Origin of the sequence: Pseudoalteromonas sp. Angola-4, assembly GCF_028599265.1 — a bacterium.
In the GTDB taxonomy this organism is placed as follows: domain Bacteria; phylum Pseudomonadota; class Gammaproteobacteria; order Enterobacterales; family Alteromonadaceae; genus Pseudoalteromonas; species Pseudoalteromonas atlantica.
The window spans coordinates 145,193-158,253 of record NZ_JAQREK010000001.1; the positions used below are offsets into that span (position 1 = coordinate 145,193).

Here is a 13,061-nt window from a genome sequence, read left to right on the forward strand (position 1 = left end):
GCCAAATGGCGGTTTTTTTAGAAGTTAGCGATTAGTGAGTTTTTTCAAACTCATCTACTTCACGCTCTGCTTCTTCTTTAGATTTACCGTACTGTTGCTGGATTTTACCCACTAGCTCTGTACGGCTACCTTCAATTTTGTCTAAATCGTCGTCAGTAAGATCGCCCCATTTTTGTTGCGCCTTACCTTTAAGTTCGTTCCAATTACCTTTCATACGATCGCTGTTCATAAGTATCTCCTTACTTAGTTTTAAATAACGTTCAGTATAAAAGGAGCAAAGCGTGTACCAACCAGTCAAATTTTTATTTTGTGTTTATAATCATTAATTTATATATTTAAGCGAGGCGTTACTTTTATTGCAGCGCGTATGTTCTTAAAAAATGTACAGAGCGGTCTGTAATTATTTCTGATTATGGATACGCGTAAACTCATCTGCTTTTGCGGCGCGTTTATTTTTGGTTTTTGTTACAATGTACACAAAGCAATTTTGGGTAAATAGCAGTGCTGCCGGTTCAAAACATATATCAACAACTTCTAACTACATTACAAAGTAACCCCATAACGTTATTACAAGCACCGCCTGGTGCAGGTAAATCAACCTGGTTGCCGCTACAGCTTATGCGCGACGGCCATTTTAAACGTATTGTAATGCTTGAGCCGCGCCGCTTAGCAGCACGTAATATTGCCAATTACTTAGCACAGTGCCAAAACGAAAATGTGGGCCAGAGTGTTGGTTTGCGAGTACGTGGTGAAAGCAAAGTAAGCAGTAATACGCGCCTTGAAATAGTCACCGAGGGCATGCTTACCCGCATGCTACAAAACGACCCCGAATTAAGCGATATAGATTTACTGATATTTGATGAATTTCATGAGCGCTCAATTGCGGCCGACACTTCACTGGCCTTTGCTTTAGAGACCCAAAGTGCGCTGCGCGACGATTTAACCATACTACTTATGTCGGCCACCCTTGATACCGAGCGCTATACGCAGTTTTTTGATTGCCCGGTTATACAATCAAGCGGGCGTAGTTACCCCATTGACGAAGTATATATACCAATAAAAGATGAGAGCCGCTGGTTAGATGCCATCCCTAATATCGTTAAGCAAGCACTCAATGAGCAAAGCGGCAGTGCATTAGTATTTTTACCTGGGCAATTTGAAATAGTACGTGTGCAGCAGGCCCTTAATGATTTACCAAGTAACTGCTTAGTTGCCACATTATTTGGCGAGCAAGATAAAGCCAATCAGCAAGCGGCGATTGCCCCTGCGCCTAAAGGTATGCGCAAAATTGTGCTTACCACCAATGTAGCCGAAACCAGTTTAACCATTGAAGGCATTCGTATTGTTATTGATAGCGGCAAACGCCGCGCCGCAACGTTTAACTTGAAAACAGGCGTAACTGAGCTTACAACACAAAGTATATCGCGCTCCTCTGCTGTGCAGCGAGCGGGGCGTGCAGGGCGAATAGAGCCAGGGGTTGTTTACAGGCTTGGCTCAAAGCAAACATTTGAGCGACGTAATAGCCACGATAGCCCAGAAATACTCACCTCAGACATAAGCCAACTTATGCTGGAGGCAAAACAGTGGGGCGCAAATATTAGCGAACTCACCTTGCTTGATACGCCAACAGCGCAGCAATGCACGCAAGCGGCAAACTTATTAACCATGCTTGAAGCTATCGACTCCAAAGGTAAGCTCACTAAATTGGGTAGTAAAATGCTGGGTTTTGGGGCGGATATTCGCTTAGCGCATATGCTTTTAAAAGCGCAAGCGCTTGAGGCAGAACTCCCTGGTATTTATCGCTTAGCACTTTATTTAGTGGCGCTGCTTGAGAGCCGAATAAACAGCGCCAACGAGCTAAGCTTGGCGCTACATAGCCAACAGCAAAGGCCACACCCAGTATTTAAACAGCAGTTAAAATACTGGCAAAGCCGTTTAAAAGTAACCGACAGTAACAGCGAGCTAAACACCGAGTATTTAGGTTTGCTGGTGGCATTAGCTTACCCCGATCGCATTGCAAAAAAACGCGGCAATGGCTACTTACTTGCCAATGGTGCGGGCGCTGATTTAAACACCGATTACTGGCATAACGATGACTACCTTGCTATTGCAAGCATGGGCGGCCATAAAGGCACGCGTATTTTTGCAGCCACCGCACTTAGCCCATTTGAGCTACAAGATTACTTACCGCACTTGTTTACTACGCTTACCCGCTGTGAGTTTGATGAGAAAACCGCGCGGTTTATCCATCAAGACGAAGTAAAGCTCGGCGCCATTACGCTTACAAGCCAACCAAGTAAGCAAAAGCTTGATAAAACCGAGCGCGCCAAAGCGTGGCTTAATTTATTTACTAAGCACGGCTTTGCATTATTTAATGAACAAGCCGATGCGCAGCAATTATTAATACGCATGAGTTTAGCCAGTCAGTTTATGCCAGATACGTTCCCGGCAATAAGCGAGCAGCAACTTATCGAAACAGCTGATGATTGGTTAGGCGTATATTTACAGGATATAAAAACGCTGGAGCAGCTTAAAAAGTTTAACTACTTTGAAGCACTGCATAATTGTTTTGACTGGACACAGCAAACAGCCTTAAAAACACTGTTACCGCTTAGGTTAACGGTACCGAGTGGCTCAAATATAAAAATTAATTACCAGCTAGATGGCCCCGCAAAACTTAGCGTACGCATGCAAGAAGTGTATGGCTTAACAAGTACGCCAATGCTCGCAAATGGCAAGCTGCCACTGCTTATGGAATTACTCTCGCCAGGTAAGCGTTCTTTACAACTTACACAAGATCTTGCGCACTTTTGGGCTAGTAGTTATCGCGATGTACAAAAAGAAATGAAAGGACGTTACCCCAAGCATTTTTGGCCCGACGATCCAGCCAACAGCGTGGCAACCAATAGAGTAAAAAGCAAAATGTAGGTTTATTAACTTAAAAATATTTGTTTTATTTTTGAACATGTGAATATAGTGTACCTATAAATAAATCAATACTTTTAACTACAAGGAAGAAGTGATGAAACGACTATTTACATTAGCTTTGCTATTAGTGAGTACCTTTTCGGTTAATGCTGAAAAGGCACTGGACTTAAACAAATTTGCACAGCATTACTACAAAACAATGACCGCCACGCAAGCGCCTAACGCAAGTGAAAAAGAGCTTGAAGCCTACCTTAATTTATTAACAGACGATGTAGGCAGCCAGCACATACCGTATCAAGTAGATGACTCTCGCACTGCAGAGGGTAAAAAACTAATGCGTAAGGGCATGCGTTTTTATTTAGGCGCGCATACCTTATACGAAAGCGAGCTGCTAAATACCTTTATATTTAACAATAGCGGCTTTGCGATTCGTTATAAAAACCACGCTAAGGGCATTCATCCGCAAAGTAAGCAGCCAATTGAGTACACATCAGTAATGATGGAAGTAATAGAAGTTGAAAACGGTAAAGTGGCGATGATCCGTAAATATCACGAATAAAACGTAAAGTGATAAAACGCGCTAGCCATTAAAGCAAAGTTAATGGCTAATTGGGCTGTAATAGCTTTTTGTTGTTAAGTGCTTAAACTTCTTTACCACCGTGTTGCTCTGCTAAATCATCTAGCTCGGCAGAGGTGTAATCAAACCCGCTTTCATCATACTCGTAAGTGACTTTTACACTGTCGCCGCCATTAAATAGGCGAGTTTTAACTTGGTTTACGGGCCAATCTTTTAGTACATGCACAAAGCGGTTAGCAACTTGCGAGGTTTCAAAGCGGTAGCGAATTTCTGTTCTCATAAAAAGGCTCTGTTATTGTATGGCTTAGCTAAAAGTGAGTAGTAAAATGACACTATTTAATGCATTACCACCTCTCATATTCTCTTGGGTGTGTTGATTTTTGATGGTTGAATTTGCAGCCGTATGTTTGGTTTTTAGGCAAGGCAGAGCCTATGAAACTTGGTTATTCACCATGAATAGGCGATAACGCAGCATAAAAGCCAAACATGGGCTGCCCGTTGGGTTCTTTCTAGGGTGATAAACTCTTGTTTATTGGTTTTTACTTATTCTTACATGGATGTAAGTCATTAAAATAACGCAGGAGCCGTTATCGAGCCTACTAAGTTACAAACCACGCGCCGCGATTTAATCGCCCCTAGATTGAACAAATTTCTATTCGCCAAGGTCAACACGCCCTAGTATACCTTTAATCAATACGCCGATATAAGCCTCTAAAACAGTAAGTGGAGCAAAAAACCACACTTAAACGCTATAAGTGATGCGTTTTTAAAATAAATAATAATTATTACAAATAGCTTTTATATCTAAAAAGTTAATGTGATTTTATTTCTACGTAATGTTCGCATTTTGCTTTAAGGCGCAGTGTTCCTTTCTAAAAATACTTATCTAGTACAAACCAAGCATTGTTATAAGTTTTTGATAGTAAATTACTTTAATAAGTAGATTAACTTTGTATAGCGAATGCTTTGCTAAGCAATTTACGCACAGTTTAGCTATGTTAAATAGTATTTTTGCCGATCTTTCTTTGTTCTAAAAACTAAAACTATTTTAAAAATAAAACAAAAAAGCAACATTTAGGTTGATTGTTAGGTATTTGTAATTAGAATAGTCGCTATTACAAATAAGAATGATTCACATACAATATTAGGATTCAACATGAATTTGCGTAAATCTCTCCTTGCTAGTGCAGTAATTACTGCAACTATGGGTTTAACTGCGTGTGGCGGCTCAAGCTCCAGCGATAGCACCGAAACACCAACCACTCCAACAGTGACTAATTCGGCACCTACCGCTATTAGCTTATCAACAGCGGCTGTAACAGAAGATGTAGTAGGCGCAGTAGTCGGTACTTTAAGTGCAACCGATGACGATGCAACAGGCATGGTATTTACACTTTCTGATGATGAACAGTATTTTGAAATTAATGACAGCAATGAGCTAACGCTTAAAAGCACGTTAGCGCTTAATGCTGAGCAAGTAGAAACAATTGATGTAACAGTCACTGCAACCGATGCTGGCGATTTAAGTTTTACACAAACACTGAGCGTATCTGTAACTGATATTGAAGCGCAAGAAGGCGTAAACGTTTACGAATTTGCCTCAACAGTTAATGCTAGTAATTCTGCGGTAAGTTACACAGGCCAAGTGGCTCGTCATGCACTTTCGGCGCAAATTAAAGCTTACATAAGCTTATTAAGTGTTGATTACATTGAAAGCGAAGGCTTAACGGGCGATGCCGTTAAAGCGCAGTTAATGGCTTATTGGAGCGATTACGAAGCCGTAAAAGATAACAGCTTTTTGTTTATTGATGGCGCAACTACGTTGCAACAGTCGTTTGCAGAAATTTCGAGTTCAGGCAAAACCTTAACAGGTAAAATTGCTGGTAACGATGCGTCTAAAATGGAAGAAGATTGGCTAACAGAAGGTACATTTGAAGGTTGGAGCGACTTCGGCACTCAAGCAAAAACGCCAGAAGGGCTTATTTTTCATTACTTTGATTTAATTGCCGCCAATGTAGATGCAATTGCAAGCGGTACACAATCTGAGGATGTAAACGGTAATGACATTACTGCGGCATACATCACAACAAGTGGCCTTGATTTAAACCAGCTTATTCAAAAGCACACGCTAGGTGCGTTAATGTTCTCGCAAGGCACTGACGATTACCTAGACGAAGGGCTTGATGAAGATAACACCGATGCAGCAGCCGATGGTACTTACAGTACTTTAGAGCATCAATACGATGAAGGTTTTGGTTACTTTGGCGCTGCTCGTCATTATTTAGAATTTAGCGACGAGGCTATTTCTGATGGTAGCGCAAGCGCTGATATTGATGGTGATGGCAAAATTGACTTAGCGAGTGAATACAACTGGGGTAACTCTACCAACGCAGCTAAACGTGATAAAGGCGCGGTAGTAGCGACTGACTTTAGCAGCGCAGCAATGACGGCGTTTATTGCGGGTCGTAAAATTATTAACGATGCTGCACCAAGTGCATTAACTGATGATCAAAAAACGCAGTTATTAGCACAACGTGATATTGCAGTAGCCAACTGGGAAAACGCAATTGCAGCCACCGTTGTACATTACATCAACGACACATTAGCCGACATTGATACAGTACAAGGTACAGAGGCAAGTGCTGACGATTTTGCTAATTTAGCTAAACACTTTAGTGAAATGAAAGGCTTTGCACTGAACTTTCAATTTAACCCATTTTCACCTTTTTACAGCGACGATAACGTAGGTAAATTTGCCGAGCTACATACATTACTCGGTGAAGCGCCACTGCTAACAGATGCATACAAAGCGCAGTTAGGAGAGGCACGTGATTTGATGCAGGAAGTTTACGGCTTTGATGCTCAAAACGTTGAAAACTGGTAATAACCACCCGTTTTAGCACCAAGGAAGGTCAGCCCACGGGCTGGCCTTTTGCCGTTTAATTTTCAAAGTTTTTAGGGTTGAAATAATGATCAATTATGCAAAAAAAGGGGTTGTGGTTGCAGCTACTGTACTAACCCTTAGTGGGTGTGGTGAAAGTAGCTCAAGTAGCACAGGCAGTGATTTTCAAAGTAGTGATAGCGGGCAAACTACGACGCCTGCGGTTACAGAGTTTGATGAAGCACAACTCGTTGCTAACTTAGTCGATAATGTAATAACACCGACGTTTGTTTTATTTAATCAACAAGCACAAACACAAACACAGGCCGTTGCAAATTACTGCCAAGCTGAAATACAAAGCGTACAAGAAAGCTCTGAAGAGGCCATTGCGCTGCGTGCTCAAGCGCAACAAGCCTGGCTAGATACCATGGCGGGTTGGCAACAAGCCGAAATGATGCAAATGGGGCCGCTTCTTGATAACGCAGGCCAGTTACGTAACCAAATATATTCATGGCCTACCTTTAGCCGCTGTGGGATAGACCAAGACGTGGTGTATAACCAAGACGGTGTTATTAACCAAGATCAAAATCGCCCGTATGCCATTAGCGAAAGAACAGCAACACGCCGCGGCTTATTTGCAATTGGGCATGTGTTGTTTAACGAGCAATTAGCGCATCACTGTAGTGTGGCAAATGATGCCCTTGCAGATTGGAATAACCGTACAGATTTAGCGCGTCGTCAGGCTCGTTGTGAGTTTGCTGTGGTGGCAAGTGAAGATGTTTTAAGTTCGTCAGCGCAGTTATTACAAGCTTGGCAAGGGGATAGTGGTTTTGCTAACGAATTAAAAAATACCGGCCAAAGTGGCTCTCGCTTTAGCACAACTCACGAAGCACTTAATCATATTAGCGATGCACTGTTTTATATCGACACAATAGTAAAAGATAAAAAATTAGCAGAGCCGATTGGTATTTTTTCAAATTCGTGTGGCGCATCGGCGTGCCCTGAAGATGTAGAAAGCTTAGATGCGAAAAGCTCTTTAGATAATATTCGTAATAACTTAGTGGCGTTTGAAGCGTTAATTATGGGTAATTTAGACGCTGAGCAAGCAGGCACTGGCTTTGATGACTTTTTAGATGCAGAGCAAGCACAGGCTACTAAAACACGTTTAGTTGAAGGAATAGCAGCCCTTAAAGCCACTTTAAATAGCATTGATAGCTCGCTGGCCGATTTGCTAATTGATAACGAGCAACAGGTACGTGATGTACATGGCCAAGTGAAAGTGCTGACCGATGAGCTAAAAAATGACTTTATTAATGAGCTAGCACTTGAGCTACCCACCACCTCTGCAGGCGACAACGACTAAGGGCGACAATGAAATACAATAAACTTACAATTGCATTGCTTATGGCCGTAAGTTGCCAAGCAGTGGCAGAGCAAAAAAACGAATTAGAACATATTCAAATTATTAGCCATAACGATAAATTGCGCACCGAAGCAGGCTCGGCAACTTTAATTGGCGAAGCGCAACTTGAACAATTTGAGTTTGATGATATTCATCGTATTTTATCGCAGGTGCCTGGGGTAAACATACGCGAAGAAGACGGCTTTGGGCTAAGGCCTAACATTGGTTTTAGGGGCGTAACCCCTGAGCGTAGTAAAAAAATAACCATTTTAGAAGATGGTGTTTTAATTGGCCCTGCGCCGTATTCGGCACCAGCGGCTTATTATTTTCCGCTTACTACACGCATGACCGCAGTTGAAGTGTTTAAAGGCCCAGCAGCCATACATTATGGCCCGCAAACGGTGGCGGGTACGCTTAATTTAGTTTCGCGCCAAGTACCTGATGATGCCAGCGGTATGCTTGATATTTCAGCAGGCTCCGATGGCTATAAAAAAGCGCACGCGTATTATGGTAATCGCGAAGGGCAGTTTGGCTTTTTAGTTGAAGGCGTTCACCTAGAAAGTGACGGTTTTAAAGAGCTTGATGGTGGACAAGATACAGGCTTTGAAAAAGACGATTTATTAGTTAAATTAGATTACACACTTAATAGCGAGCAGTTTAAGCAACGCTTTGAGTTAAAGCTGGCCTATTCAGATGAGCTTTCTAACGAAACCTACCTTGGGTTAACCGAAGAAGATTACCAGCAAACACCGTATCGCCGCTATGCCGCCAGCGGCCCTGCAAATATGGATACTAAGCATACGCAAGTGATGTTTACCCACCAACTTAGCAGCGACAATTTTGCCCTTACAACCCGCGCCTATCGCAACGATTTTGAACGTGCGTGGCTTAAACTCAACGCGGTTACTAACAGCAGTGGTAGTTTGTCGGATATTTTGGCAGACCCAACACGCTTTGAGCGTGAATATAGCGTTATTAGTGGCCAAGCCGATTCGGTTCAAAGTGGTGAAAGCAATGTGTTTTTAACCATGGGAACTAACGACAGAGCCTTTTTCTCGCAGGGCATACAGTTTGATGGTGATTGGCAAGTCGCTGCGTTTGGGCTAGAGCACTCACTCTCATTCGGGGTGCGTTTTCATCAAGATGAAATAGAGCGCGATCATTTTGAAGACACATACGCCATGGTTAACGCGGTTAACACCCGTACAGACACCGCGAGTGTATTTACCACACAAAATACCGAATCTACCGATGCGTGGTCGTTATATATTGAAGACAAAGTAACCTTCGATAAGCTAACTCTTGGTTTAGGCGTGCGCGGCGAGTTAATGGATATGTCGTATCAAAATGACGCCCTTGGACAAGCAAACGATTGGCAAGATAAATCGAGCCGTATTTGGTTACCTGGTTTAAGTGGCTTTTACCAATTATCGGCCAATGCAGGGTTACTTTTTGGTGTACACCAAGGGTTTGTGCCCTCAAGCCCATCTAGCCCTGTACGTGAAGGAGATGAAGAGTTTGAAAAAAGCGTAAACTATGAATTTGGTGGCCGTTACAACAACGGTAACAGCCAAGTGGAAGTAGTGAGCTTTTTTAATGATTATTCAAACTTAGTAGAAAGCTGTGGCCAGTCAAATTGTGGAATCGAAAACGAAATTGACCGCGAATTTAGTGGTGGGGAAGTGGATGTATGGGGCGTTGAGTCTCAATTTGCACACACTTACGCATTAAATAAGCACATTGATGTGCCGGTACGCTTAACTTATACCTACACGCAAAGTGAGTTTAAAGAAGAGCTATTTAGCGAATTTACGCAGTGGGGGCATATTCGCCCGGGCGATCATTTACCGTACTTGCCTAACCATCAAGCTGCGCTGAGCTTAGGCCTTGCACATAACGATTGGTCGGTTGATTTATTAATAAAATACACCTCAGAAATGCCAGAGGCCGCTGGCGTAGCTTATACCGCTGGCGAGCTTGGTAACACCACAGGGAATGATTTTTCATTACCGTTGGCAGGTGTCGAGGTACCCGCTACAACCGTTGTAGATATTGCTGCGCGCTACGAGCTTGATCAATATGGGCATATTTACGCTAAGGTAGATAATCTGTTTGACCAAGATAACATTGTTAGTCGTCGCCCATATGGCGCGCGCCCGGGTAAACCGCGTAGCGTAGCCGTGGGTTACAAATATCAATTTTAAGAGGTAAGTTATGCTCGAGACTATATGGCAAACGCTTCTTCAAACGCCAAATTATTTGTTTGATGCCAATAAACGTATTTTTATTGGCTATAGCATTGCGGCGTTAGTGATTGCAATGTTGCTGTATTTCTCGGGCCGTGCGCAGCAAAAAAAGCGCACGTGGCGTGGGCTGGGGCGCTATTTATTTAGTAAGCGTATTTGGCTGAGTAAAAGTGCCAAGCTCGACTACCAATTATTAATTATAAACCGCTTACTTAAAGCCGCGCTGTGGGTGCCTATAGTGTTAACTATGGTGCCTGTTGCTATTGGTGTAAGTGATGCCCTGCAATGGCTTTTTGGTGAGCGCGCAGTATGGCAGCTGCCAAGTACTGTGGTGTTAATTATTTTTACCGTTTTATTGTTTATATTTGATGATTTAACACGGTTTTTATTACATTTAGCACTGCATAAAGTGCCGTTTTTGTGGCATTTTCACAAGGTACATCATAGTGCGTTAGTGCTCACCCCAATGACCATTTATCGCAGCCACCCGTTTGAAAGCTATTTATATGCCTGTCGAATGGCGTTAGCCCAAGGTTTTGTAGTGGGCGTTTGTGTGTATTGCTTTGGCCGAAATTTATCAATGTTAGATATTTTGGGGGCTAATGTATTTGTATTTGCCTTTAATGCTTTAGGCGCTAATTTACGCCACTCACATGTGTGGTGGAGCTTTGGTAAAAAAATAGAAAATTGGTTAATTAGCCCAGCTCAGCACCAAATTCATCACAGCGATAACCCAAAACATTTTGACCGTAACTTAGGCTCAGCGTTAGCCATTTGGGATAGAGCCTGTGGCACGCTGATAAAAGCGCATCAAGTAGGTAAAATTACCGTGGGGGTTGGCAATAACGACCGGGGCCACAACAGTGTAATGGATGCGTATTGGCGGCCAATTTACGAGAACCTACAAACGCCTTGGCAACGTGTGGCTAAAGCCGCTAATAAGGTGAATGTTTTTAATAAAAAAAAGCCCATTATTAAGGTTAATATTAACGACAAAACAGTTAAATAGCGCTCGGTTACAAAAAATAAAAGGTTAAATTGTAAATTTTGTGTTTCAATAATCGTATCAAACTCGGTACATACACGCGTACCTTCTTTAATTTACGATGACGATTTAACATGCATTACAAATCAGTTTTATTAGCAAGTTGTGCTTTATTGCTAAGCGCCTGTGGTGGCTCAGGCGGCGATGACACGCCCACCGTTAATTCAAATAAAATTCCTACCTTATCGATTGCCGACATACCCAGCGAATTAACTAAAGGCCAAACCATTGAGCTAATTGCAACAGCAAGCGATGAAGACGGCACAATAAGCAGTGTGGTTTGGCAACAAACTGCGGGCACCACGTTATTGAATGAACCATTAGATGCGTTAAGTACCCGCCTTACTATACCCGCTGCGCAAAGTTATGAGCCTATAACGTATTCATTTAGCGTAACAGCCACCGATAATGAAGGGGCAACAAACACGCAAACCGTTACATTTGTAGCCAAAAACAGCATGGACATACACAGCGCCGCTAGGTTATTACACCAAGCTAGCATGGGCCCAACGCTTGCTGAAATAAACAGTGCTCAAGGTTTAAGTGAGCAACAATGGCTCGATAACCAAATAGCACTGCCAGTTAGCTACCATCGAAACTACTTGGTAAAACTTGAAGATGACGAAGACTTTAAATATATAAGCCGAATAGATGCATGGTGGAAAGCGGTGCTACAAAGTGACGATCAACTACGCCAACGCGTTGCATTTGCACTGAGTGAAATATTGGTTGTATCAGATGAAAATAGCGATTTGCGTGCACAACCAGAGGGTATGGTCACTTACTACGATTTATTGCTCAAACATGCGTTTGGCAATTTTAGAGAGTTACTCGAAGAGGTAACGCTTTCGCCAATTATGGGCACGTACCTAAGCCATTTAGGGAACGAAAAAGCCGATGAAGCACTTAATATTCGCCCAGATGAAAATTACGCCCGTGAGGTTATGCAATTATTTACCATTGGCCTAGATGAGTTAAACCTTGATGGCACCGCTAAACTAGATGCAAACGGTAATAGCATAGCAACTTACGGACAGGCTCAAATACAGGGGTTTGCGCGTGTATTTACAGGCTGGACATTTGCCGGCAGCGAAACCTTTAAACGCAAAAGCCGCGATTATATAAACCCTATGCAAGCTTACAGCGAATACCATTCGGATAAAGAAAAAGTCCTATTAAATAATGAGGTTATACCGCCTGGTTATGGGCCAGAGGAGTCGCTAAAAATAGCCCTCGATAATTTATTTAATCACGACAACGTAGCGCCGTTTATTTCTAAGCAGCTTATTCAGCGGTTAATTACCTCAAACCCTACAGCGCAATATGTAGAGCGCGTTGCACGTGTATTTAACGATAATGGAAGCGGTGTACGAGGCGATTTAGCCGCAGTTGTTAAAGCTATTTATTTAGATGACGAAGCACGCCATTTTGGCAGTGTACTTAGCTATCAAGGTAAAATTAAAGAACCACTTTTAAAAACTGTGCAGTTTTGGCGAAACCTTAATGCGAAGTCTCAGCAAGGTTATTATAAAACGTGGAACTTAGTCGATAGCTATGGGCAAGGCCCCATGCAGTCGGGCTCTGTATTTAACTTTTTTAGACCCGATTACCAAAGTGCGGCGTTACGCACGCAAGGTTTGGTAGCGCCTGAATTACAAATAGCTAACGATGCGACTTTAATAGGCACAATGAATGCCTTATTTGCAAGTTTGGTTTGGAGTACAGCCGAAGCGCATACCGAGTTAAACCCTGCAGGAATTTATGTTTATGTACAAAGCGATGTGGATTACTTGGCGCAAAATGGCATTAGCGCACTGATAGAGCAATATAATACCCTGTATTTTGCCGGCAATATGAGCGCTGACACTACACAAGCTTTGCTTGATTTAGATGCCTATTTTGATGAGGAACAGTACCGCGTGAGGATTTCGTACTTGTTATACATGATTGCTATTTCACCTGAATTTAACGTGCAGTATTAG

At 42.5% G+C, this 13,061-nt stretch carries 9 protein-coding genes; 7 read left to right on the forward strand and 2 right to left on the reverse strand.

Going from position 1 to position 13,061, the window contains the following annotated elements; genetic code table 11:
* Positions 1–31: 31 nt before the first annotated feature.
* The gene (locus tag PSH48_RS00680; protein ID WP_002958133.1) at positions 32–229 is read right to left on the reverse strand and encodes a CsbD family protein; all 198 of its coding nucleotides are present in this window, start codon (positions 227–229) and stop codon (positions 32–34) included.
* Between the two features lie 272 nt (positions 230–501).
* Between PSH48_RS00680 and hrpB the strand changes: the two genes are divergently transcribed.
* Entirely contained in the window at positions 502–2,928 is a 2,427-nt protein-coding gene (gene hrpB / locus PSH48_RS00685; RefSeq protein ID WP_273610712.1) for an ATP-dependent helicase HrpB, read from the forward strand.
* Positions 2,929–3,022: 94 nt separating this feature from the next.
* Complete coding sequence (locus PSH48_RS00690; protein WP_273610713.1) at positions 3,023–3,487, forward strand: nuclear transport factor 2 family protein; 465 nt, start codon at positions 3,023–3,025, stop codon at positions 3,485–3,487.
* Positions 3,488–3,569: 82 nt separating this feature from the next.
* On the opposite strand, the gene PSH48_RS00695 is transcribed toward PSH48_RS00690, so the two are convergent.
* Complete coding sequence (locus tag PSH48_RS00695) at positions 3,570–3,785, reverse strand: hypothetical protein (protein WP_273610714.1); 216 nt, start codon at positions 3,783–3,785, stop codon at positions 3,570–3,572.
* 876 nt (positions 3,786–4,661) lie between these two features.
* Here PSH48_RS00695 and PSH48_RS00700 point away from each other — a divergent pair.
* From PSH48_RS00700 to PSH48_RS00720, 5 genes are all read left to right on the forward strand, one after another.
* Positions 4,662–6,389 (forward strand): DUF4856 domain-containing protein, encoded by a 1,728-nt coding sequence (locus PSH48_RS00700; RefSeq protein ID WP_273610715.1) that lies wholly within the window; start codon positions 4,662–4,664, stop codon positions 6,387–6,389.
* 85 nt (positions 6,390–6,474) lie between these two features.
* The gene (locus tag PSH48_RS00705; RefSeq protein ID WP_273610716.1) at positions 6,475–7,749 is read left to right on the forward strand and encodes an imelysin family protein; all 1,275 of its coding nucleotides are present in this window, start codon (positions 6,475–6,477) and stop codon (positions 7,747–7,749) included.
* An 8-nt stretch (positions 7,750–7,757) separates the two neighbouring features.
* On the forward strand, positions 7,758–9,992 hold the full coding sequence (locus PSH48_RS00710; RefSeq protein WP_273610717.1) for a TonB-dependent receptor family protein: 2,235 nt from the start codon (positions 7,758–7,760) through the stop codon (positions 9,990–9,992).
* A gap of 10 nt (positions 9,993–10,002) precedes the next feature.
* Positions 10,003–11,043 carry a sterol desaturase family protein gene (locus PSH48_RS00715; protein ID WP_273610718.1) on the forward strand — a complete coding sequence of 347 codons (1,041 nt, stop codon included), beginning with the start codon at positions 10,003–10,005 and terminating at the stop codon, positions 11,041–11,043.
* Positions 11,044–11,153: 110 nt separating this feature from the next.
* Positions 11,154–13,061 carry a DUF1800 domain-containing protein gene (locus PSH48_RS00720; protein ID WP_273610719.1) on the forward strand — a complete coding sequence of 636 codons (1,908 nt, stop codon included), beginning with the start codon at positions 11,154–11,156 and terminating at the stop codon, positions 13,059–13,061.